The sequence below is a fragment of the Caloramator australicus RC3 genome (genome assembly GCF_000297115.1).
Taxonomy (GTDB): Bacteria; Bacillota; Clostridia; order Clostridiales; family Caloramatoraceae; genus Caloramator; species Caloramator australicus.
Genome location: NZ_CAKP01000001.1, coordinates 39,737 through 61,648 on the forward strand (window position 1 = coordinate 39,737; position 21,912 = coordinate 61,648).

Consider the following 21,912-nt stretch of genomic DNA (forward strand, 5'->3'; position numbering starts at 1 on the left):
TAAATTGCAACTTTTTATTCATTTTGATAAAAAAAACAAAAATTAATATCAAAATAGGGTTTGAGAATTTTTCTCAAACCCTTTAAGTTTAAATTTACTTTTCTATTTTTATTGCTTCCTCTTCACATACTTCATCTAACTTATCATCCCATAGATATTTCTTAGTTTCACTTACAATTACTCCACTCAGTGCAAGAAGTGCAATAAGGTTTGGAACTGCCATAAGTCCATTCATAAGATCAGCTAAATCCCATACAAAAGATAATGACCACACCGATCCAATATATACAAATATTACCCAAAGTATTCTATATGGCAATATTGCCTTTTTGCCAAATAAATATTCAATAGCCTTTTCACCATAATATGACCATCCAAGAATAGTTGAAAATACAAAGGTTAGCAAACCTACAGTTAATACAATTGGACCTATAGTTGGAATCTGTGAGAAGGCAGCCTTTGTAAGTGCAGCACCCTTTAAGCCCTGCTGCCACAATCCTGAGTTAACAAGAACAAGTCCCGTCATAGCACATACAACTACTGTATCCCAGAAGGTCCCTGTTGCTGAAACAAGAGCTTGTCTTACAGGGTTTCTTGTTTGTGCTGCAGCTGCTACAATAGGTGCACTACCAAGACCTGATTCATTTGAGAAAAGTCCCCTTGCAACTCCATATCTCATGGCAAGCATTATAGTTGAACCTGCAAAACCTCCAACTGCCGCCTGACCTGTAAAGGCAGTTTTGAAGATAAGTTCTATTGTATGTGGAACAGTTTTGTAATTCATTATTAAAATAATGAGGCACCCTAATACATAGAAAAATGCCATAAATGGAACTAATATATCACATACCTTTGCAATGCTCTTTATGCCACCTAATATAACTATAGCTGTTAATATTGCCATTATTATACCTGTTATCCAAACTGGGACCTTAAAAGTTTCATAAACCATGCTTGCAATCGAATTTGCTTGAACAGTATTACCAATACCAAAGGCAGCTATACTTGTAAATATTGCAAACAAAAGACCTAACCATCTTTGTTTCATTCCATATTCAAGAACATACATAGGCCCACCTGCCATAGTTCCGTCCTTTGTTTTTACCCTATATTTTACTGATAATAAAGCCTCAGCATATTTTGTCGCTATACCAAATACATCCGTAAGCCATGTCCATAAAACGGCTCCTGGTCCTCCTAATGCAACAGCAGTTGCAACACCAACTATATTACCCGTTCCAATTGTAGCTGCAAGGGTTGTTGTTAAAGCACTAAACTGACTTACGTCCCCTTCAGCAAATTGGTCTTTAGTTACAGATAATTTTATTGCTTTTCCAATATACTTTTGTATAAAGCGCAACCTAATGGTTAAGAAGATATGTGTTCCAAGCAACAGAATAAGTAGCGGCCATCCCCAGATAAAACTATCAATTTTTGCAACAAGATTAGCAAAAGCTTGCATAAAATCCCCCCACTCTTTTAAATATTTCTATTAAAATATATGTTTTATAATTGAATCTTATTGGTGAACTACCCCCACTTATAGAAGTGGTGGCTTCGTGGTCAAGGTAACTTCTGTTACCAGATTACCCACGCTCAAAGGGCTGTTCCTTCCCCATATATACCAATCACATGGCTAATTTTAGCAAATTCTTGCTTGCATTTATATCTCTATCATGAACTGCACCACACTTTGGACATTTCCATTCTCTCAATGCTAAATTCTTTACATCAGGATTTTTATATCCACATTCACTGCATGTTTGACTTGATGCATAATTTGGTGGTGCTATTATTATTTCTCTGCCATACCATCTTGCTTTATATTCTAACATCCTTCTAAATTCTGCCCATGATACTTCTGTTATTGCTTTGGCTAATTTATGATTTTGTTGCATATTTTTTACCTGTAAATCTTCTAAAACTATCACTTGGTTTTCGTGTATAATTTTAGAAGATAATTTGTGAAGAAAATCTTTTCTTTGATTTGATATCTTTTCGTGTAGTTTTGCAAGTTTTTGTCTTGTCCTTTCATAGTTTTTACTTTGCTTTTGCTTTCTTGATAATGATTTTTGTATAATTTTAATTCTTTTTTCTGTTTTTCTTAACCATTTTGGATTTTCTACCTTTGTTCCATCAGATAAAATAGCAAATTCTTTAATTCCTAAATCTATACCTACTTTTTTATCTATTTTAGGTAATTCTTTAATTTCTTCTTCTACAAGTATAGAAGCATAATATTTGCCTGTTGGCGTTTTTGATATAGTTACGGATTTAATTTTTCCTTCAAATTGTCTGTGTTGTTTTATTTTTATTTTTGTCTTTAACTTTGGAACTTTTAGATAACTACCTTCAAGTGTTACTGTTCCATTTTGATTATTTGTAGTATAAGACTGGTAACCTTTCTTTTTCTTGAACTTTGGAAAACCTATTTTCTTATCTCTAAAAAAGTTTTTATATGCCTTCTCTAAATTAAGCTGTGCATTAGCAAGGGCAAGGCTATCTACTTCCTTTAGAAACGGATATTCTTTTTTATATTGTGCAGGTGTATTGTTTAGCATTTCTCCTGTTTTTTTATAGTATTCTATTTTGTCATGTAGCATTTTGTTGTATATAAATCTTACACAACCAAATACTTTAGCAAAATATTCTTCTTGTTCTTTTGTTGGATATATCCTGTATTTATAAGCCTTTAGCAAAATTACACCTCCTTCCTGTAATACTGATTATATCATAAAAAAGAATTTATCAATCAACATTCATCACCCACTTATAGAAGTGGGCGACTTCTGTTACTCTTTAGTTAAATCAAGCATTCCAATTCTACCAAACTTGCTTTCCTTTGGAATATATGTCGCAGCGTAAAATGGTTTTTTATCCGGTGTCATTATTATAGTTAGAGGCCAACCTCCTCCTCCCGTCATCATTTGGCATACCGTCATATAAATTGCATCAATATCAGGCCTTTCTTCCCTATCAACTTTTATACTGACAAATGTTTCATTCATAAGTTTTGCCACTTCTTGGTCTTCAAAACTTTCATGGGCCATAACATGGCACCAATGGCAGGTTGCATATCCAATACTCAAAAATATAGGTTTATCTTCAGATTTAGCCTTTTTAAATGCCTCCTCTCCCCAAGGATACCAATCAACAGGATTGTAGGCATGTTGCAAGAGATAAGGAGATTTTTCTTTTATTAACCTGTTATGAACACCAATTTTACCCTTCATTTTTTCACCCTCTTGAAATTTTTATATTATTAAGCTTATCAATTTTAGTTTGTCAAGACAAAAGTTTTTAATTCTGTTGCACAATAATTTTTTATCCAATAAGAGCTGAACATACAAAATATCTCATAAAGAATCTGTTAGGATTTTTGTCGACTAATTTAACATTTTAATCCTACCATTCATATAATATTATTGTGAGTATGTTGAAAGGAAAAGAATATGTATTATCCTTATTTTTGCCCTTACTTAATGAATCAAACAAGAAACACTAAGGAAACTATGTTTACCCCCTTCATTTCTTATCCATGCCCTTACTTTGTTAATATGCCTTTTTATAGCGATGATTTTACCTATGATGATTCATACTATATGCGCTCTAAGTTAAGACCAGATTATTCAGGGCAATATCAAAATGAAGGTTTAATTAAACTTAAGGATTATGGCTCAAAACCATTTGTAGTTGACATTGAAAAGGCTACAAAGCAAAATAATAATTTCCGTTTAGCTCTATGGACAGGAAATCATCTTCAGCTTACTTTGATGAGTATTAATCCTGGTGAGGAAATAGGATTGGAAATTCATCCAGATATTGATCAGTTCTTAAGAATTGAAGAAGGTCAAGGAGTTGTCATGATGGGGGATAGAAAAGACAGGTTAGATTTTAAAGCAAATATTTACGATAACTATGCAATCTTGATACCCGCAGGCAAGTGGCATAATTTAATAAACACAGGTAATAAACCGCTTAAACTTTATTCTATTTATGCTCCACCTGAGCATCCAAAGGGCACAATTCATAAAACAAAAGAAGATGCAGAAGCTGCTGAAAAGGAATACAAGTAAGATTACAAATATTATTAAAATTAAACCTCTCACTTGCAAGTTGTTTGCCAGTGAGAGGTTAGCATTTTTACTTAAACTTTACAGCAGTCCCATAAACGATAACTTCTGCAGCCCCTTGCATTATATTACTGGTGGCATATCTAACATTAATTATAGCATCTGCTCCTAACTTTTCAGCTTCCTCCACCATTCTTTTGGTCGCGATAGCCCTTGCTTCGTTCATCATCTCAGTATAGGATACTATCTCACCGCCAACCAAAGTTTTAAGTGCGCTTAAAATATCCTTCCCTATATGCTTAGAATGGACAACTGAGCCCTTAACAATAGACAAAGTCTCAAGCTCTTTACCCGTAATAAAATCAGTATTTACTAATATCATCTTCCTTCCCCTCCTTTATTTCCTTAATTCTTTCAAAGGCAACATAGACAAATGAGCCTATAATAAATAAAGCTATAAAAACGATTAAATAGGCAAAAAATCTTGGGACCGAAGTTGAAAATATAGCTGAAATAATCCCTATAAAATACGAGCCCATTATTATAGTTCCAATAAATGCAATTAATAAAACAGTTAAAATACCTTTTTTCATAGTTCACCACCTAAAATTTATTAATATATTTTTTTACTAATTCTAACCCTTGTTTATAATATTCCGGTGCCTTAAAATACGTCCAGCAGCAAATTCCAAAGCCTAATCTCAAAAGATAATAATCAAGCCTTTCAAAAAAACCATCATCAATACTAATATATTTTTTATACCCCTCAAAAAATGATTTTTCGATATCTTTATTCTCCAAAAAATACCTAAAATACAACCTGGCAATATCCATTTCTATATTTCCCGGGAAACTTTGTTCAAAATCGACAATTCCATTTACTTTGTATTCACCATTTTGACAGATAATTAATATATTTCGCCCATCAAAGTCATTGTGACAAAGCCTTGATTCTTTAATATTCTCTATTAAATTAAAATTCCTTTTTATTTTCTCTGCAGCTTCAATTAAAATTACCTTATCATCTATATTTTGTTGCATCAATTCACATAATTGAAATTCGAAACTTTTCACAAAATATGTATAATAATCCTTTATATTGTGGACACTTTCTCCCTTATCATCCCAGTCACCAAAAAAATTAAAGGTTTTAATAGAATGAATTTTGCCTAATTCCTGACCTATTTCCAAAAATATCTTTTTTAATTGTTCCAAAGTCAAAGTATTAAGTAAATTATCTAATGCTTCCCCTTCAATATATTCATATATCATCCATTCATTACCATCATCTAAGACCCCATGCTTAAAATATTTAGGGCATTTTAAAGTAGAATTTTTTAATAGACTAAGGGAGGCTATCTCTCTTGGCATTCTATTTTTTATACCAAATATCTTAAAAACAATCTTTTGACCGTTATTGAGTCTAATGTAAAAAACATAATGCCTATTTAATTCATAATGTCCTATTGATCTTATCTCTTTAACATCCATTGAAAATAATTTTTTAATTATACCTCTTATATAGTTCTCATCGTAGGTCATAGTGATTCCCCCAAAAAGGACTTTTAAATATTTTAACACAAAAATAATTGGTATAAACAGCTTTATTTTTCACAATATAAAGTTAAGGAGGTGGAAAAATGAAGGTAGCTATTATGGGGGCTGGTATCTCTGGACTATCTTGTGCAATTACACTTGAAAGATATGGGATAATGCCAACAATTTTCGAAAAAAGAAATAGAGTAGGGGATAGATTTATTAATGCAGAAGCTATGTTTGAAATATTAAATAGGCCCATAAAGGATTGCATTCCCTATATAAAAGAAAAATTCAGTATAGATTTACAACCTATAAAAGAAGTAAATAAATTAACTATCCATTCGAAAAATGAAAAAAGCAATATAATTGGTAAGATAGGCTATACCAATATAAGGGGTAGGCATGAAAACTCCTTTGAAAATCAGCTTAAAAAACAAGTTAAAAGTAATATTATTTTTAACTCTAAATATGAATATGAAGAACTTTGTAAGGAATTTGATTATATAGTAATAGCGACAGGTGGAGGAGAATATGCTACACATTTAGGTAATTACAGATGTGACCTTACATGCACTATAAGGGGAGCTACGGTTGTTGGAAATTTTATTACTGACAACCCTCATGTATGGTTTAATTATAATATAATCCCTAAAGGATATGCATGGCTAATACCTTTTTCTGATAAAGAAGCAAACTTAGTTATAGCTTATCCTGATTACCCTAACAATATTAAATTAGATATAAACGATATGTGGGAAGCCTTCTATAACTTGGCATGCAGCGAATTAAAACAAAGCTTAAAAATAACCGATAGGTTTGAAATAGCACGATACATGATGGGGATATGCATAAGGCCTAAAATAGATAATACTTACTTTATAGGAAATTGTTTTGGAACAATAAGCCCCGGTCTTGGTTTTGGGCAGTTTGCATCGGTTTTAACCGGCGTGTATTGTGCCTACGATATCTTAGGAAGGGCAAAATATGAAATTCTAACAAAGCCTTTATTTAAAAACTATTACAATTCCCTAATTCTTAGAAGGTTCTTAGAAGGTTTAGATGATTATGAAATTGATAAGTTAGTAAGGAATCTAAATAATAAGTTAATTAATAAATTCGTTAGTAAAATATGCGGTAATAACATGAGGATAGATATACTAAAATTGTCGACCCCCTACATGAAGCTGATAAACCGTATCAAAGAATCTAAAAAGTGATAAAACAAATTTAAAACCACCCAATGGTGATTTTATGCAATCTCCTTTTCTTTTTCTATTAGTTCAATTATCTCATGGATTTGTTCCCAGTTAAACACTCTATAAATACCTTCTTTTAATGGTTTTCTATTATAGGGACAATCGATAAGTAAAACCTTAAAGCCTTCCTTTGCAAGTTGGACTGCATTCTCATACCTGTCTTCAATGAAAATGTCACATCTTAACTCTTTTGCTTTCTGAATTTTGTTATGGGTTCCTAGTAAATAAACTTCGCCCTTTGGGAAATTATACCTTTTAAGCCACTTTTCAGTTATATTCATTAATTTGGGTTCCCTGGCAGAAACATAATAAATATTATGCTTTTGGGAGATGTCCTTTAAAACCTTAGAAGCAAATTCTCTTGGCTTTGCTCTAAAATGTATTAGCTCTGAATACATGTCATAAAATTTATTATATTCTTCCTCAGAAACCCCTAATACTTTATAAATTTCATATTCTTTAACATCGTCTTCTTTTAGATTCTTATTAAAATAATAATTTGCTAAGTCTAACCAATAGAAAGGATCTGTTATTGTTCCATCGATATCTATACATATATTTAATCTTACCATCCTCTCACCTCCTGATTTTATTTTAAAATCTTTTAATAAACAAAGGATTATAAATTTGTTAAAAAATTGTTAAATTATAAAGGCCGCATAATGCGGCCTGAGGGGATGCCCCTTTATTAAGAGGGGAGATTATTCAAAATATCTTTTTAAAAGACCTCTAAATGCTGCACCGTGTCTTGCTTCGTCCTTGCACATTTCATGAACAGTATCATGGATAGCATCAAGGCCAAGTTCCTTTGCCCTCTTTGCAAGTTTTAGCTTGCCTTCACATGCTCCGTATTCAGCTTCAACCCTCATTTGAAGGTTCTTCTTTGTGCTATCTGTTACAACTTCCCCTAAAAGCTCAGCAAACTTTGCAGCATGTTCTGCTTCTTCAAATGCAATTCTTTTATATGCTTCTGCAACTTCAGGATATCCTTCTCTATCTGCCTGACGGCTCATTGCAAGATACATACCAACTTCTGTGCATTCTCCCATAAAGTTTGCCTTTAAACCTTCGATTATTTCTGGATCAACTCCCTTTGCAACTCCAATTCTATGTTCATCAGCCCAAACGAGCTCTCCGTTTTCCTTTGTTATGAATTTTTCCTTTGGCGCACCACATTGTGGACATTTTTCTGGTGCTTCACTTCCTTCATGAACATAACCACAAATTGTGCAAACAAACTTTTTCATCTTCCCATCCTCCCCATAAGAAAATATTTTAAATTTATTATTTACATTTTATATATTATCATAATTTTTTATTTCTGACAATAGTTTTTTGTAGAAAATTATTTTCCTTTAGGAAATTATTACAAGTCTAAATTATCCTTTATCTTTTTAACAGAGTTTTTTATAACCTTTCCTATATAACTTACATGAAAACCTAAATCATCTGCTATCTCTTGCATTGTTTTACCTTCTAAAAAATACTTTTTTATTATCTCCTCCTGCCTTGATGTAAGGTGCCTAAATGCTTCATATATTCTTCGTATATCCTGTTCTTTAGTTATTTCCTCTAAAATCTTATGTTCAAACTCTTCATCCTTTATTATATCCTCTATTTTTCTATTGGAATCATAATAAAGTTCTTGATTTAATGAAATGTATCCAAATTTTTTCTGGGCTTGTCTATAAAAACTTCTTATTTCATTTTTTATGTAGGTATAGGCTAAAGTAGAAAACTCTATATCTTTTGAAATATCGTAATCTAAAAAAGCCTTATAAAGTCCTATGCTTGCAACCTGAAAAAGATCAGCATACTCTAACTTACTTTGCCACTTTTTACACAAATTATGTATCAAGTTTTTGTATCTTGAGAAAATTTCATCAAAGGTTACAACTATGTATTCCTCGTTTATTTTAACAAGCTTTTCCTTAACCATCCTTCACCTCGTATGTTCTATAGTTCTTTATAAATAATTTTATCATCTAATTATCATAAGTAAACTTGTAAATTTGCAAAAAGTAAAAAATCCGGATTAGGTTTTTATCCGGATTTTAGGTTGTAGACAAACTTCCTTTAGTGTTTAGATGATGAAGTTTTTATGAATTTAAAAATTTATATACTGCATTAAAAACATCATGCTTTTCACATTCAATTGTTATGTTATGCCCGCACTTTTTTAAGATACACTTTTGTTTCACAGAAGATGTAGCTGCGTTATAAAGATAATCAACGCTTGCAATATCCACAGTGCTATCCTTTTCGGACTGAACAATAAATAAAGGTGATTTTACTTTTTTTAAGTTCTTTTTTACCAAGCGATTTAATTTATTAAATTCATGAATTGACTTTACTGGAATTTTATCATACCCTAGAAGGTATTTCTTTTCTTCTTCTGGTCTTTCCTCTGGTGGCCATTTTGCATATCTCATAAAATACTTTATTAAAAAGGCAAAGTTCCCTGTTTTGTTTTTTAAGATTAACGGAGGTGATAGAGCTACTACCTTATCTATATCATAATTTTCAGCAATATATAACGCTAATAGTGAACCCATAGAATGGCCTATAACATAAATCTTAGAACAGCTTTCCTTTAAAAAATTTAGTCCCCCTTCAACAGATTTTATCCAATCCTTAAATGTAGATCTTTCCATTTCATCAATTGAAGTCCCATGCCCATGCAATCTAACACCATAAACAGTATATCCCTTTTCATTTAAAAAGTGTCCTAATTCCCTAAGTTCAGCAGGCGTTGAAGTAAATCCATGAATTAAAAGGCACCCTTCTTCTCTGCCCTTTAAAAAATATTCTCTTTTCAGATCTTCTTGATTTAACTGTAAATCTTTCATTCAATCCCCCCTCAGCCTATCTTAATTACAATTATAGAGCAATTTTCTGAAAATTTCCAATTCACTTATTTACTATTTAAACAAAATATCTTAAAATATAATAGAAAGCCTTTTCTATTTTCTTTTTTCTTAAAAATTTTCAAATGTGGGGGGATAACATGAAGGAAAAACTACCTTTTTCGAAACTCGTGGAATATTCATTAGGGCAATTGGGCTGGTCAATTTTATCAGGAATAATAGGAACATACCTTATCTTCTACTATATTCCTACTGAAAAGTCAGGAATTTCTACTTTGATTCCTCAGGTTACTTTTTTTGGTTTTTTAACTATCATTGGTTTAATTACGATGCTTGGAAGATTTTTTGATGCAATAACCGATCCATGGATTGCAACCTTAAGTGACAGATGTAAATCTAAAGATGGTAGGAGAATCCCTTTTATGAAGTATTCTGCTATTCCCTTTACGCTCACAACAGTTCTTGTATTTTGGGCTCCTTTAAATAGTGAAAGTTATTATAACGCCTTATATTTAACAATACTACTTCTTCTATTCTATCTTTTTATGACGATGTATGTAACACCTTATTTTGCGCTGCTTTCAGAACTTGGACATACACCTGAAGAAAGACTTAATCTTTCTACAGCGATTTCCATTACATGGTTTTTAGGCTTTGCCGTTGCCTCTCAGGCCCCTGTTATATGGAATATATTTTTAAATATGGGCTATAGCAAAAGAAGTGCTATATTAATCACTTTTTCAATACTTTCATTAATTGCTTTAATATTTTTGCTTATCCCCGTATTTACAATAGATGAAAAAAAATATTGTGAAGCAACTCCTTCAGAAATTAAAATGGTAGAATCCATAAAAGCCACTTTTAAAAACAAGGATTTTAAAGTATTTGTTTTTTCCGACTTAGTTTACTGGATAGCAATTACCACATTTCAAAATGCTCTCCTATACTATATAACTATTTTGTTGGACCTTCCTGAAGCTATGTTAGGCATTCTATTGATTTTACTCGGGGTAGGATCCTTTATATTCTATGTTCCGGTTAATTTACTTGCAAAAAAATATGGGAAGAAAAAACTTCTTATCTTTGCCTTTGTTCTTTTTATAGTTACCTACTCATTGGGTTTCTTTTTAGGAAAGCTTCCGATATCCAATACTATTCAAGCATATCTTTTAGTTATTTTTGCCTCAATTCCTATGGCAGTTTTTGGAATATTGCCTAACGCAGTTATTGCAGATATAGCAGAGTTTGATGCTATTCATACAGGTTCTAAAAGAGAGGCAATATTCTTTGGCACTAGGACATTTATGTCAAAGGTTGGTCAGATGCTTTCTATGCTGGTTTTAAGTTCACTTTTACTATACAAAAGAAACGGAAGCAACGAAATCGGTATAAGGTTAACTGCCTTATCAGCCGCACTGTTCTGTTTTTTAGGGCTTATATTGTTTTTAAAATACAATGAACAATATATCCTAATAGGTATTTCAAAGAAGGATAAAAATATAGGTATATAAATAAAAACTTAAACTTAAGTGCCAGGCACTTAAGTTTAAGTTTTTTATATTAGCCTAAAAACATTTTTAAATCATCTTCAACATTTGTTATTCCACCTATTCCAAACTTTTCAACTAAAACTTTAGCAACATTTGGTGAAAGGAAGGCTGGTAGTGTTGGTCCAAGGTGGATATTTTTAACTCCAAGGTAAAGCAATGCAAGAAGAACAGTTACAGCCTTTTGTTCATACCAAGCAATATTGTATGAGATTGGAAGCTCATTAACGTCATTAAGACCAAATACTTCCTTAAGTTTTAGTGCAATAACTGCAAGAGAGTATGAATCGTTGCATTGTCCTGCATCAAGAACTCTTGGGATTCCTCCAATATCTCCAAGATCCAATTTGTTATATCTATACTTTGCACATCCTGCTGTTAATATAACTGTATCCTTTGGAAGGGCCTTTGCAAATTCTGTGTAGTATTCCCTTGACTTCATTCTACCATCACAGCCTGCCATTACAAAGAATCTCTTTATTGCACCGCTTTTTACAGCTTCAACAACTTTATCTGCAAGGGCAAGAACCTGATTATGGGCAAATCCACCAACTATTTCGCCCTTTTCAATCTCAACAGGCGGCTTGCATCTCTTTGCATGTTCTATAATTTCACTAAAGTCCTTTCTTCCATCTGCACCTTCACTTATATGTTTAACTCCTGGGAAGCCTACAACCCCTGTTGTATATACCCTATCCTTATATGAATCCTTTGGTGGGACTAAGCAGTTAGTTGTCATAAGGATTGGTCCATTAAAGCTTTCAAATTCTTTATCCTGTTGCCACCATGCATTTCCATAGTTTCCTACAAAATGAGGATACTTCTTGAATGCTGGATAGTAATGGGCTGGAAGCATTTCACCGTGAGTATAAACATCAACTCCTGTCCCATCTGTTTGCTTTAAAAGCTCTTCAAGATCCTTAAGATCATGGCCACTTATCAAGATAGCTGGATTATTTCTAACTCCAATATTAACCTTTGTTATTTCAGGATTTCCATATGTTGAAGTATTAGCCTTATCTAAAAGGGCCATTGTGTCTACTGCATATTTCCCAGTTTCCATTGCAAGAGCAACAAGCTCATCCGCAGTTAAACTATAATTTAAAGTTGCTGCAAGTGCCCTTTGCATAAATTTGAAAATTTCATTATCCTTAAAGCCTAATTGATATGCGTGATAAGCATAGGCAGCCATTCCCTTAACACCGTAAGTTATAAGCTCTCTTAATGATCTTATATCTTCATTTTCTGTAGAAAGAATTCCTATTTCTAATGCCTTTAAATCAAAGTTATCTTCACTTCCAGTCCAAATAGCTGCATCATGATTAATATCGCTAATATTTATTCCTTTAATTGAAAGAGCATGTTTAATATTATCTCTTACCATAAGTGCGTCCTTAATCTTTTTTACAAAGTAAACTTTATCAAAATTAACATTTGTGATTGTAGCAAACAAACCCTCCATCACAAATTTATCAACATCATCAAATTGAATGCCGTTTTCCTTTGCAACAATGTTAAATAACGAAATGCCCTTTAAAGTATACATAAAAAGATCCTGCATTCTTGCAACATCATCAGTTTTTCCACAGACACCCCTTAAAGAGCAACCTACACCCTTTGCAGCCTCTTGGCATTGAAAACAAAACATACTCATGTTTATTCCTCCTTTTGATTAATTTTACAATTTAAATATACTACTTTATCCCATCCCAATCAGTGATTTTTATCACATAGTTAAATTTAATGAAAAAAATTTTGTTTTAGGTTATAATATAATTAAAATACAATTGAAGGGATGATTGACATGAAGTGGTTATATAAGCTGGAAAATAAATATCATAAATATTCAATAAAAAATTTAATGTTGTATATCGTAACTTTAACCTTCGCAACCTATTTAGTATCTACCTTTAATCCATCTATAATCGATAATTTTATGCTCATTCCAAGTCTTGTTTTAAAAGGACAAGTTTGGCGCCTTATAACCTTCCTCTTTATTCCACCAACCTTTAGCCCCCTTTGGCTTATAATAACCCTCTATTTTTATTACATGATAGGCACTTCCCTCGAAAATTATTGGGGTTCCTTTAAGTTTAACCTTTATTACCTTATCGGAACTTTAGCAACAATAGCAGCCATGTTTATAACCGGAGGATATGGAACATCCTTTTATCTTAATCTATCGTTATTTTTAGCCTTTGCTTATCTTTTCCCTAATATGGAAATACTTTTATTTTTCATCCTTCCAATAAAGGTAAAATATATCGGATATGTTTATTGGATATCCCTCGCATACGCTGTTTTATTTAGTCCTTTCCCTTCAAAAATTACAGCTCTTTTCTCCGTCCTTAACTTTTTAATATTCTTTGGAGATGAAATATTTACAAGGACAAAAGCAAGAAGATACTCATACTTAAGAAGAAAAGAATTTAAAAGCAAACTTCCAAAGTCAAAAAATTATCATCACAAATGCACCGTCTGCGGTATAACCGATGCAGATGAGCCTACTATGGAATTTAGATATTGTTCAAAATGTGCTGGAAAACATGCATATTGCTCAGAGCACCTTTATAATCACGAACACATTACAGAAGAAGAGGAATTAAAATCAAAAATTATAGAATTTAAACCAAAGAAGAAAGAATAAGTAGAGGAGGAAATATTAATGGATACTCACTGTTTAACAATACTAAAAAGTGAAGTTAAACCTGCCCTTGGCTGCACTGAGCCCGTAGCTGTAGCCCTATGTTGTGGGAGGGCAAAGGATGAACTTAATGATATCCCTGATAAAGTTGAAGTTTTTGTCAGTAAAAATGTTTTAAAAAACGGAATGGGGGTTTATGTTCCAAACACTGATATGGTAGGTCTTGATATTGCAGCTGCTGTAGGAAGTTTAATAGGAAACTCCCACAAAGGGCTTAATATACTTGAAGATGTAGATGATAAATTGCTTTTAGAGGCAAAAAATTTTTTAAAAAATGATAAGATTAAAATCTTTCTCAAGGAAACTAAGGACAAGCTATATATTGAATCTATTCTGTATAAAGGGGATTCCTATGTTAAAGTTATCATCAAGGATAAGCATGATAGGATAATATATGTTGAAAGAAATGGAAATGTGATTGTAAAGGATGAAATAGAAGAAATCGCCGTATCCTCTAAAAGCCACAGGCTATCAATAAAAGAAATATATGAATTTGCCACATCAGTAAATTTTGAAGAAATAGCATTCTTACTAGAAGGCGTTGAAATGAATAAAAAAATTGCACAGGAAGGTTTAGACAAAAATTATGGCCTTAATGTCGGTAAAAACATTATTCAAAATATCAAAAAAGGAATTTTGTCCGATGACATTCACAATTTTGCTATGGCCCTAACAGCAGCCGGAGCAGACGCCAGGATGTCCGGAGCAACCTTGCCTGTTATGAGCAGTGCAGGAAGTGGTAATCAGGGGTTAACTGCAATATTGCCGGTGGTTGCAGTTTCTGAAAAATTAAACTGTAGCAAAGAAAAGCTTGCTAGAGCTATTGCAATAAGGCATTTAATAACCTACCATATAAAAACCCATTTAGGAAGACTTTCACCTGTTTGTGGATGCGGTGTCGCTGCAGGTATTGGTGCAAGCTGTGCAATTACTTATCTCTTAGGTGGAGCATATGATAATATAACTAAAGCAATAAAGAATATGGTTGCTGGTTGCTAACCTTACTGGAATTGTATGCGATGGCGCTAAACCAAGCTGTGCCCTAAAACTTGCAACATCAGCATCTGCTGCAGTTCAGTCAGCACTTCTTGCTGTTTCAGGAATTGAGGTATCAAAACATGACGGAATAATTGAAGATGATGTTGAAAAAACGATAATTAACCTTGCCAAGGTTGGAACATTAGGAATGTCTGTAACAGATGATGTAATACTAAACATAATGATAAATAAATGTTAAGAGGATGCAAAGCATCCTCTTATTTTACGGTCTTTACTATTTCGACTCCATTTCCTGCCATTATCATTAATGCAGCTATATTTAAAAGTTCTGCATAGTGATATCCTAAATCATAAGTTTCTACTGCACTTATTGGCACTATAACCCTTGCTTTTATATTTTTCATGTTAAAATATGCCTTTAAGGTATTGGCAAATTGTTCAACACATATATCTGTGCAGTCACCTACGATTATAAAATTTTTAATCTGAGGATTATTCTTTAGCCAATCTTGAAACTCATCCTCTAAAAAACCATTAGTAGAATTTTTGTTAATTATTTTTAGTTCTGCTACCTCTTTTAATTCATCCACAACCTCGCTTTCCCATGTTCCTCTTACACAATGACTTGGATATGAACTAAACTCAGGGGAATCCTCACTATGGCTGTCAGCAAAAGCAATGGCTTTTATTTCATTTTCTTTGCAAAGCCTTAGTATTCTTTCTGTTTCTGGGATCAAAGCCTTTATTCTTGGACTTGAGAGGTTTCCCTCCTTGCAAAATCCGTTTATCATATCAACTATAACTAAAACTGTTTCTTTTGAATTTAATTCCTTAATATCTAAGTCAGGTCTTTCCTCTAAAAATTTTTTCATTTCCTCTAAAGCATCTAAAGCTTTCTTTTCATCAAGCCCCATACTATTCCTCCTTATCACGTTATTATAACATTTTTACAACCATTATTTACGGCTATTTCTTTTAACTTTGTCATAAAATCATCCGTTGGACTTTTTATTCTTGAAAATTCCTTCCTTACGCCTAAAGGTCTAAACTTTATAAGCTTGTATCTTATTTTGTCATCAATATTTGCTATCATCTTGCTTATACTATAAATATTGTTAACATTATCTAAAACATCTGGAACTACAACTGTTCTCACTTCATATAGTTTTCCTATGCTTCCAAGATAGATTAAATTCCTCAAAACATTTTTATTGCTTTTTCCTGTAAGCATGATATGTTCCTTTTCATCATAGGATTTTACATCAAGCATAACTGCATCAGTTAAATTCAATAAATCATTAAATTCTTCAAACAAAATATATCCGTTAGAATCAATAAAGCAAGTTAGGTTTAAATTCTTTATTTCTTTAAATAATTCCTTCAAAAATTCAGCATAAAGCATACATTCCCCACCGGATACAGTTACCCCTGATAAAAAAAGTTTATATTTATAAACCTCATTTAAAATTTCTTTAACCGACATATATTTAACTTTAGGCGAGCTTAGATTGGGGCATTCTTTTATACACAAATCACACTTTACACAAAGAGCTTCCTTCCATAAAACCTTCCCATCAATAATATTTAAAGCACCCTTTGGACAAACTTCCAGGCAAATTCCACAGTTATTACATAAGTTTATCGTTTCTGGGTTGTGGCAATAAAGACAGTTAAAATTACATCCTTGAAAAAATAAAGAAAATCGGTTCCCAGGTCCATCAACACTACTAAAGGGAATTATTTTATTAACAGGTGCCTTCATATTTTCCTTACCTTTCTTTCAAGAATCCTTTGATTTTTAACTGAACCAAGTCCTAATACAACAGCATCGTTATAAACTTGTTCACCCTTTTCTAGCTTTTCTATGTCTGATTTTTTCACAAGATAACCTGTAATCCTTATAACATCGCTGTCGTTCCCATAAAAGGATATATACCTTAAACCGCTTGCAAAGGAACCCTTTATAATATCTAAGATAAACTCCGGGTTGTTTTTTGCTGTAACATCAAAGCTAAAGACATCCCCTATTCCAGAAGGGAAATATTTATGAAAAGGTGCAGACTGTAAAAGATGCTGTGGAAGCTCTGGCTCCTCACCAATTGGAATTCTGCATCCTGGACTTATTCCTTTATCTGTATCAATGCCAACTTGAGCATGAAGAAGGAAATTTCCGTTAGAAAACTTGCAGAAATTATTTTTATGTTTTTTTACTTCTTCGTCTAACTTTTCTATTATTTTTATACCAAGTTCATTAGCATATTTTCCATGACCAAACCTTTCAAAAGCATTGTTTGAATTTATAAAATAATTAACACACTCTGCAAGACCAAAAATTCCGAACATAGCTGTAAACCTATCCTTGTCTATAAGCCCCTCCTTAACGAGGAAGCTGCTTTGGAAAAAGTTTGACTCTTCAACTAAGAATCTTATTCTTTCATCCATGTAGTTTGCCATCACATCAACTGCATAGGGTAAGATATTATCTAAAAAATCAAATTCATCCTTTGCCTTTTTAGCAAGATAGGCAAGATTAAGTCTAACAAGAGTATAGCTTCCTCCTCCTACTGGCAGCCCATTATAACAGCTGGCTATAGCATAGTTTTCACCCAGATCCTTTATAAACATATCATGATTTGCAAAACTTGGTTTTGCTGTATCTAAGGATGTTAAAACTGCTTCAATTGCAAAATCATCATCGGTTTCATCACTATACTTTAAAGTTATATTGGGAACTGAATTTTGAAGTTCCCTCGTTATTTTTAAAATTATTTCTCCTGCCTTTGTTCTTTTAGGACCTATATTAGCATGACAAAATGAATCAGTAATGGTTCTATCAATATGCTCTAAAAATAGTTTTATAGCTTTATATGCCTCCTTCTCATCTTCAATAAAGGGTTCAAGCAAATAATCTATGTTGCCTATATAAACTGGGAAGCTTGTTATTGAGGGAATATGCTTATATAATATTAAAAGATTATTAGTAGCCTCCCATATATCATTTGGAGGATTAAGTCTTAAAAAATCGCTTCCATTTTTAAAAAATTTTTCAAAGTCAACAACTATATATCTTGGCCTATATGGAGCATTTCCTTCATTAAGATCGCAAATTATTCCTTCTTCCTTTAAATTCTTTACTTCATCGCTTATATTAAGAACATTTAATGAATTTTCTGCAGCCCTTGCAAGAGATATAAGCTTTTGATGATAGGTTTGAGTAAAATCTTTGATTATATTTAAAACATTATCCATAACATCACCCCTGACCTGTTCTTAATTTTATTATAACAAACTATTTTATGCTTTGCAGTAATTTATTGACTTGGAAAAATTTATCTGAGATAATTTTAGTAGAAGGTCTGTCAAATAATTAACCTGAATTGAGGTGGGATTATGCAGCTAAAATTGGCTAAAATAATAAGTATCATTACTACTGTTCCGAGTTTTGCTTTATTTGTAATTTTGTTCATCCATAAAAATACAACAATTTTTAACGATATAAAATGGCTATACTTTTGTATTTTATTTTTGACTTTAATTCCTATATCTTCATACTTTGTTCAAAACTTCATTCCATCCATTAAAGCACAAGGGCGAAGTGGTGAAAGAAAATTAGCTTTTATTTTTGCATTACTCTCTTACATATTAGGAACAATATTAGTTTTTTATTTTAATGCCCCTTATAAAATAAAAATAATCTTCTTATCCTATCTTTTATCAAGCATTATTTTGACATTTATAAATAAAGTAATAAAAATAAAGGCCAGTGGCCACGCCTGCGGAATTGCTGGCCCCTTAACCTTTACCTTTAGCTTTATTGGATATAAAACTATAATATTATCTATTGCCTTACCCTTAACATGGTGGGCAAGGCTAAAGATGAACCGTCATACTTCTAAAGAATTATCCCTTGGAACTTTAGTTGGCATTTTATCAACATTGGCAATCCTAATAATATTAAATGGATAGGTCCCCACCTATCCATTTACTTTTTCTAATATTTTATTTATTATTGGTTCAAATATTTTGGAGATATTATCTTTATTTTCGTAATATAATTCTAAATTATTCATATCTTCATTCATCGGAATTTCTCCAAGAAGTTCAACACCCAAATCCTTTATAAACTTTTCAGTATCTCCTTTAAATAGTTTAATCTTCTTTCCACAATCTGGGCAAACAATATAGCTCATATTTTCAATTACACCTAAAACATTTATATTCATCTTTCTTGCCATGTTTATCGCCTTTGCAACAATCATTGAAACCAAATCCTGCGGAACTGAAACCATTATAAGTCCGGTAATTGGAATAGATTGCATTATCGTTAGGGCAACATCCCCTGTTCCAGGTGGCATATCGATTATAAGATAATCTAAATCACCCCATAGAACCTCATTCCAAAACTGCTGAACTACGCCTGTTATTATGGGCCCCCTCCAAATTACAGGCTGATTTTCATCCTCCATTAAAAAGTTTAGAGACATTGCCTTTATTCCATCATCAGTTTCAACAGGAAAAATAAATTCTTCGTTACCTGTTGCCCTTTTATCTTTAATGCCTAAAAGTCTTGGAATGCTTGGGCCTGTTATATCTGCATCTAAAATGCCAACCTTGTAACCTTTTTCTCTTAACTTTTTTGCAATAAGAACTGAAACAGTAGATTTTCCAACTCCACCTTTACCGCTCATTACAGCAATAACCTTTTTAATGTTGTTGTTTGGGTTAAGCTCAATTGTGCATGTTCCAGCATCTTTACTGCTGCAGGTTGCAGCTGAAGGACATGTATTGCAATTTGACATAATATCACCTCATTTTTAGCATTTGACATTTATATATTAACTCTTTATATTGTTTTTGTCAAATGCCCATATACTTTTCCATTACTTTTTTTATATCATTGCTGCAGCATTTTCCCCTTGGATTGTTTATTTCACAATTACAATTTTTCATTGCACCGGTTTTTATTATCACATCCTTCAAAGTATTGGCACCATCTTCTATAGCCCTTTTTATATCTTCTTCTGTTACCCTGCTGCAATAGCAGATATATTTGGGATTAGCATCCCTTTTAAACCACACTGGGACCTTTACATCTTCCTTTTTATATATTACATCATCTGAATAATACACAACATCACAATCCTCATTAAGGCAAATTGAATAGTTCAAATCCTTAACCAATTTATCTTCCTTCACAAGGTGTTTTACGGTTTTTAAACTTACCCCTTCCCCCTTCATATTGCATTTCGGACATTTTTTTACTAATGCTTCAACTGAAGCCCCCTTAGGACTTCAGCAGGATCTTGAATTGTTAATCATAATATCACCTACCTATAATTTTTAGATAGTTCTATGTAGTGTATTGCAGAATTTTTAAGATATTCTATTTCTTCTTCAGTCAATTCCCTAATAACCTTTGCAGGCGAACCCATGCATAAAACCCTTGGAGGTATTTTTTTGTTTTGGGTTACCAAAGAACCTGCACCTATAATAGTATATTCTCCAATTTCTGCATTGTCTAAAATAATTGAACCCATACCTATAAGTGAATAATCCCCTATTTTGCAACTATGAATAACACAGTTATGTCCTACTGTTACATAGTCACCTATTATGGTTGGACTTTGTCCGGTTGAGGCATGAACAGTAGTATTATCCTGAATATTGGTTCCTTTCCCGATTTTTATGCTATTTACATCTCCCCTTAATACAGCATTAAACCATACATTAGAATCCTCACCAATTTCAACATCTCCAATGATATGAACACCCTCTGCAACAAAAGCAGTTTCATGGATTTTAGGCAAATGATTTTTATATTTATGCTCCATAAATAATCCTCCATATATCAAGTATTCTCTAATTTCTACGATAAAATAATTGTAATAAAAAATCAATATGAATATTTATTTTGTTGAAAACTGTCGAATTAATATGTATAATATAAACATGAAATTCCTTTTGAAAGGAAGATAAAGATTGAAAAAAATAAATTTAGGTGCACTTAAAATAGTATTAGTTTATGTTATATTAAGCATCGCTTGGATTTTTTATTCGGATATTTTTATAGTTAAATACGCAAATCAAAGGGCATTTTACGTTAAAATTTCTATTTTCAAGGGTTTCTTCTTCATATTTATAACAGCTGTTCTCCTTTATGTATTAATAAAAAAAGAAACCGAAAGAAGAATAAAAATATGGAAGTATTTTGCAACATACGATATTATGACGGGAGCCTATAATCGCAATGCCGGCCTTGAGATTCTAGAAAAAATATTTGAAAAACATAAGAAGGAAAATAAAGATCTTTCTATCATCTATGCTGATATCAATAACCTTAAACAAGTAAACGATACATTGGGGCATCATGAGGGTGATAGATTAATTATTAATGTCGTAGATGTTTTAAAAAAGAATATAAGAAATTCAGATTATGTAGTAAGAATAGGTGGAGATGAATTTTTAATAATTCTACCTAATTGCAACAGTCTAAAGGCAGAAAATATAATAATCAGGATAAAGGAAGCATTAAAGGAGCTCAATTTAAAAAATCAAAAAGTTGAGCATAGCGTAAGCTTTGGTGTTGCATCCCTTGAGGATTTTTATAAAACAACCGATGAAATGATCGCCTTTGCAGATATGATGATGTATAAGGATAAAAAAAACTATAAAGAAATCAATCTTCAACCAGCATAAAAAATAGCCGCTTTTGCGGCTATTTTTTAAACCTTTTTTCTTTGGCCAAATTTCTTTTATTTCGTTTATTAAAGCTAAAACTGCCTCTATTGTTGTAACTAAGTCAATTCCTTCCTTTGAAGCAGTAGCTTCTCCATTTGGATTAAATAGTTTATCTACATAGTCTATCTTTTGTTTTGCTGAAGTTGTTATTTGACTAACATTTTGCAGTGATTCATCTATATTCTTTTT

At 32.2% G+C, this 21,912-nt stretch carries 23 protein-coding genes and 2 pseudogenes; 8 read left to right on the forward strand and 17 right to left on the reverse strand.

Translation table 11 applies throughout. The features are described from left to right. Positions 1-94: 94 nt before the first annotated feature. The 3 genes and pseudogenes from CAAU_RS00200 to CAAU_RS00210 form a co-directional block, all read right to left on the reverse strand. A complete protein-coding gene (locus CAAU_RS00200; protein ID WP_008907416.1) occupies positions 95-1,462 on the reverse strand; it encodes an alanine/glycine:cation symporter family protein in 1,368 nt (455 codons plus the stop codon). Between the two features lie 166 nt (positions 1,463-1,628). Next, positions 1,629-2,699: an IS200/IS605 family element RNA-guided endonuclease TnpB gene (gene tnpB, locus CAAU_RS00205; protein WP_008907417.1), complete on the reverse strand. Its 1,071-nt coding sequence runs from the start codon at positions 2,697-2,699 to the stop codon at positions 1,629-1,631. Between the two features lie 99 nt (positions 2,700-2,798). Continuing rightward, a pseudogene (locus CAAU_RS00210) lies at positions 2,799-3,233 on the reverse strand (thioredoxin domain-containing protein); the annotation flags it as partial. A 219-nt stretch (positions 3,234-3,452) separates the two neighbouring features. On the opposite strand from CAAU_RS00210, the gene CAAU_RS00215 reads away from it, so the two are divergent. Beyond that, positions 3,453-4,076 carry a cupin domain-containing protein gene (locus CAAU_RS00215; RefSeq protein ID WP_008907419.1) on the forward strand — a complete coding sequence of 208 codons (624 nt, stop codon included), beginning with the start codon at positions 3,453-3,455 and terminating at the stop codon, positions 4,074-4,076. Between the two features lie 67 nt (positions 4,077-4,143). On the opposite strand, the gene CAAU_RS00220 is transcribed toward CAAU_RS00215, so the two are convergent. Genes CAAU_RS00220 through CAAU_RS00230 form a run of 3 tightly spaced genes read right to left on the reverse strand, consistent with a single transcriptional unit; the run spans position 4,144 to position 5,615 of the window. Next, positions 4,144-4,455 carry a YbjQ family protein gene (locus tag CAAU_RS00220; RefSeq protein ID WP_008907420.1) on the reverse strand — a complete coding sequence of 104 codons (312 nt, stop codon included), beginning with the start codon at positions 4,453-4,455 and terminating at the stop codon, positions 4,144-4,146. Continuing rightward, positions 4,436-4,666, reverse strand: a complete 231-nt coding sequence (locus CAAU_RS00225; protein ID WP_008907421.1) for a hypothetical protein — start codon at positions 4,664-4,666, stop codon at positions 4,436-4,438. The genes CAAU_RS00220 and CAAU_RS00225 overlap by 20 nt, the downstream gene beginning before the upstream one ends. Before the next feature lie 10 nt (positions 4,667-4,676). Next, positions 4,677-5,615 carry a phosphotransferase family protein gene (locus CAAU_RS00230; protein WP_008907422.1) on the reverse strand — a complete coding sequence of 313 codons (939 nt, stop codon included), beginning with the start codon at positions 5,613-5,615 and terminating at the stop codon, positions 4,677-4,679. Between the two features lie 98 nt (positions 5,616-5,713). Between CAAU_RS00230 and CAAU_RS00235 the strand changes: the two genes are divergently transcribed. Next, positions 5,714-6,829, forward strand: coding sequence for an NAD(P)/FAD-dependent oxidoreductase (locus CAAU_RS00235; protein WP_008907423.1), 1,116 nt, complete (start codon positions 5,714-5,716; stop codon positions 6,827-6,829). 32 nt (positions 6,830-6,861) lie between these two features. Here CAAU_RS00235 and CAAU_RS00240 read toward each other — a convergent pair whose 3' ends face one another. The 4 genes from CAAU_RS00240 to CAAU_RS00255 all read right to left on the reverse strand — a co-directional run bounded on the left by CAAU_RS00240 (position 6,862) and on the right by CAAU_RS00255 (position 9,717). Beyond that, the gene (locus tag CAAU_RS00240; RefSeq protein ID WP_008907424.1) at positions 6,862-7,440 is read right to left on the reverse strand and encodes a 5' nucleotidase, NT5C type; all 579 of its coding nucleotides are present in this window, start codon (positions 7,438-7,440) and stop codon (positions 6,862-6,864) included. 129 nt (positions 7,441-7,569) lie between these two features. Next, complete coding sequence (locus CAAU_RS00245) at positions 7,570-8,115, reverse strand: NADH peroxidase (protein ID WP_008907425.1); 546 nt, start codon at positions 8,113-8,115, stop codon at positions 7,570-7,572. Between the two features lie 119 nt (positions 8,116-8,234). After that, positions 8,235-8,807 carry a sigma-70 family RNA polymerase sigma factor gene (locus CAAU_RS00250; RefSeq protein WP_008907426.1) on the reverse strand — a complete coding sequence of 191 codons (573 nt, stop codon included), beginning with the start codon at positions 8,805-8,807 and terminating at the stop codon, positions 8,235-8,237. A 160-nt stretch (positions 8,808-8,967) separates the two neighbouring features. Then, positions 8,968-9,717, reverse strand: a complete 750-nt coding sequence (locus CAAU_RS00255) for an alpha/beta hydrolase (protein WP_008907427.1) — start codon at positions 9,715-9,717, stop codon at positions 8,968-8,970. Between the two features lie 158 nt (positions 9,718-9,875). On the opposite strand from CAAU_RS00255, the gene CAAU_RS00260 reads away from it, so the two are divergent. After that, a complete protein-coding gene (locus CAAU_RS00260; RefSeq protein ID WP_008907428.1) occupies positions 9,876-11,246 on the forward strand; it encodes an MFS transporter in 1,371 nt (456 codons plus the stop codon). 49 nt (positions 11,247-11,295) lie between these two features. Here CAAU_RS00260 and hcp read toward each other — a convergent pair whose 3' ends face one another. Further along, positions 11,296-12,936 (reverse strand): hydroxylamine reductase, encoded by a 1,641-nt coding sequence (hcp, locus tag CAAU_RS00265; protein ID WP_008907429.1) that lies wholly within the window; start codon positions 12,934-12,936, stop codon positions 11,296-11,298. Positions 12,937-13,086: 150 nt separating this feature from the next. On the opposite strand from hcp, the gene CAAU_RS00270 reads away from it, so the two are divergent. From CAAU_RS00270 to CAAU_RS15320, 3 genes are read left to right on the forward strand one after another with little or no spacing between them, the layout of a single operon-like run. After that, positions 13,087-13,929, forward strand: coding sequence for a rhomboid family intramembrane serine protease (locus tag CAAU_RS00270; RefSeq protein WP_008907430.1), 843 nt, complete (start codon positions 13,087-13,089; stop codon positions 13,927-13,929). A gap of 18 nt (positions 13,930-13,947) precedes the next feature. Further along, complete coding sequence (locus CAAU_RS00275; RefSeq protein ID WP_008907431.1) at positions 13,948-14,985, forward strand: L-cysteine desulfidase family protein; 1,038 nt, start codon at positions 13,948-13,950, stop codon at positions 14,983-14,985. Then, positions 14,972-15,223, forward strand: a complete 252-nt coding sequence (locus tag CAAU_RS15320; RefSeq protein ID WP_008907432.1) for an L-serine ammonia-lyase, iron-sulfur-dependent, subunit alpha — start codon at positions 14,972-14,974, stop codon at positions 15,221-15,223. Before CAAU_RS00275 ends, CAAU_RS15320 begins: the two co-directional genes overlap by 14 nt. A gap of 19 nt (positions 15,224-15,242) precedes the next feature. On the opposite strand, the gene CAAU_RS00280 is transcribed toward CAAU_RS15320, so the two are convergent. From CAAU_RS00280 to CAAU_RS00290, 3 genes are read right to left on the reverse strand one after another with little or no spacing between them, the layout of a single operon-like run. Continuing rightward, positions 15,243-15,899 (reverse strand): cysteine hydrolase family protein, encoded by a 657-nt coding sequence (locus CAAU_RS00280; protein WP_008907433.1) that lies wholly within the window; start codon positions 15,897-15,899, stop codon positions 15,243-15,245. 14 nt (positions 15,900-15,913) lie between these two features. Continuing rightward, a complete protein-coding gene (locus tag CAAU_RS00285; protein ID WP_008907434.1) occupies positions 15,914-16,747 on the reverse strand; it encodes a YjjW family glycine radical enzyme activase in 834 nt (277 codons plus the stop codon). Continuing rightward, positions 16,744-18,234 carry a YjjI family glycine radical enzyme gene (locus tag CAAU_RS00290; protein WP_008907435.1) on the reverse strand — a complete coding sequence of 497 codons (1,491 nt, stop codon included), beginning with the start codon at positions 18,232-18,234 and terminating at the stop codon, positions 16,744-16,746. The genes CAAU_RS00285 and CAAU_RS00290 overlap by 4 nt, the downstream gene beginning before the upstream one ends. Before the next feature lie 141 nt (positions 18,235-18,375). On the opposite strand from CAAU_RS00290, the gene CAAU_RS00295 reads away from it, so the two are divergent. Further along, positions 18,376-18,951: a hypothetical protein gene (locus tag CAAU_RS00295; RefSeq protein ID WP_008907436.1), complete on the forward strand. Its 576-nt coding sequence runs from the start codon at positions 18,376-18,378 to the stop codon at positions 18,949-18,951. 8 nt (positions 18,952-18,959) lie between these two features. Here CAAU_RS00295 and CAAU_RS00300 read toward each other — a convergent pair whose 3' ends face one another. The 3 genes and pseudogenes from CAAU_RS00300 to CAAU_RS00310 all read right to left on the reverse strand — a co-directional run bounded on the left by CAAU_RS00300 (position 18,960) and on the right by CAAU_RS00310 (position 20,816). Further along, the gene (locus CAAU_RS00300) at positions 18,960-19,784 is read right to left on the reverse strand and encodes an Mrp/NBP35 family ATP-binding protein (RefSeq protein WP_008907437.1); all 825 of its coding nucleotides are present in this window, start codon (positions 19,782-19,784) and stop codon (positions 18,960-18,962) included. Positions 19,785-19,842: 58 nt separating this feature from the next. Continuing rightward, positions 19,843-20,277: pseudogene (locus CAAU_RS15650) on the reverse strand ((2Fe-2S)-binding protein); the annotation flags it as partial. Positions 20,278-20,312: 35 nt separating this feature from the next. Continuing rightward, positions 20,313-20,816: a gamma carbonic anhydrase family protein gene (locus CAAU_RS00310; protein WP_008907439.1), complete on the reverse strand. Its 504-nt coding sequence runs from the start codon at positions 20,814-20,816 to the stop codon at positions 20,313-20,315. A 148-nt stretch (positions 20,817-20,964) separates the two neighbouring features. Between CAAU_RS00310 and CAAU_RS00315 the strand changes: the two genes are divergently transcribed. Next, positions 20,965-21,681 (forward strand): GGDEF domain-containing protein, encoded by a 717-nt coding sequence (locus CAAU_RS00315; RefSeq protein WP_008907440.1) that lies wholly within the window; start codon positions 20,965-20,967, stop codon positions 21,679-21,681. Positions 21,682-21,912: the final 231 nt, after the last annotated feature.

What these genes read in the sequence shown, in the direction of transcription:
- CAAU_RS00215 (WP_008907419.1), top strand. Translation starts at nt 3,453, where the DNA reads ATGTATTATCCTTATTTTTGCCCTTACTTAATGAATCAAACAAGAAAC.
- CAAU_RS00260 (WP_008907428.1), top strand. Translation starts at nt 9,876, where the DNA reads ATGAAGGAAAAACTACCTTTTTCGAAACTCGTGGAATATTCATTAGGG.
- hcp (WP_008907429.1), bottom strand. Translation starts at nt 12,936, where the DNA reads ATGAGTATGTTTTGTTTTCAATGCCAAGAGGCTGCAAAGGGTGTAGGT.
- CAAU_RS00240 (WP_008907424.1), bottom strand. Translation starts at nt 7,440, where the DNA reads ATGGTAAGATTAAATATATGTATAGATATCGATGGAACAATAACAGAT.
- CAAU_RS00280 (WP_008907433.1), bottom strand. Translation starts at nt 15,899, where the DNA reads ATGGGGCTTGATGAAAAGAAAGCTTTAGATGCTTTAGAGGAAATGAAA.
- CAAU_RS00200 (WP_008907416.1), bottom strand. Translation starts at nt 1,462, where the DNA reads ATGCAAGCTTTTGCTAATCTTGTTGCAAAAATTGATAGTTTTATCTGG.
- CAAU_RS00295 (WP_008907436.1), top strand. Translation starts at nt 18,376, where the DNA reads ATGCAGCTAAAATTGGCTAAAATAATAAGTATCATTACTACTGTTCCG.
- CAAU_RS00255 (WP_008907427.1), bottom strand. Translation starts at nt 9,717, where the DNA reads ATGAAAGATTTACAGTTAAATCAAGAAGATCTGAAAAGAGAATATTTT.
- CAAU_RS00245 (WP_008907425.1), bottom strand. Translation starts at nt 8,115, where the DNA reads ATGAAAAAGTTTGTTTGCACAATTTGTGGTTATGTTCATGAAGGAAGT.
- CAAU_RS00225 (WP_008907421.1), bottom strand. Translation starts at nt 4,666, where the DNA reads ATGAAAAAAGGTATTTTAACTGTTTTATTAATTGCATTTATTGGAACT.
- CAAU_RS00230 (WP_008907422.1), bottom strand. Translation starts at nt 5,615, where the DNA reads ATGACCTACGATGAGAACTATATAAGAGGTATAATTAAAAAATTATTT.
- CAAU_RS00285 (WP_008907434.1), bottom strand. Translation starts at nt 16,747, where the DNA reads ATGAAGGCACCTGTTAATAAAATAATTCCCTTTAGTAGTGTTGATGGA.
- CAAU_RS00290 (WP_008907435.1), bottom strand. Translation starts at nt 18,234, where the DNA reads ATGGATAATGTTTTAAATATAATCAAAGATTTTACTCAAACCTATCAT.
- CAAU_RS00270 (WP_008907430.1), top strand. Translation starts at nt 13,087, where the DNA reads ATGAAGTGGTTATATAAGCTGGAAAATAAATATCATAAATATTCAATA.
- CAAU_RS00310 (WP_008907439.1), bottom strand. Translation starts at nt 20,816, where the DNA reads ATGGAGCATAAATATAAAAATCATTTGCCTAAAATCCATGAAACTGCT.
- CAAU_RS00275 (WP_008907431.1), top strand. Translation starts at nt 13,948, where the DNA reads ATGGATACTCACTGTTTAACAATACTAAAAAGTGAAGTTAAACCTGCC.
- CAAU_RS00250 (WP_008907426.1), bottom strand. Translation starts at nt 8,807, where the DNA reads ATGGTTAAGGAAAAGCTTGTTAAAATAAACGAGGAATACATAGTTGTA.
- CAAU_RS00300 (WP_008907437.1), bottom strand. Translation starts at nt 19,784, where the DNA reads ATGTCAAATTGCAATACATGTCCTTCAGCTGCAACCTGCAGCAGTAAA.
- CAAU_RS00220 (WP_008907420.1), bottom strand. Translation starts at nt 4,455, where the DNA reads ATGATATTAGTAAATACTGATTTTATTACGGGTAAAGAGCTTGAGACT.
- CAAU_RS00235 (WP_008907423.1), top strand. Translation starts at nt 5,714, where the DNA reads ATGAAGGTAGCTATTATGGGGGCTGGTATCTCTGGACTATCTTGTGCA.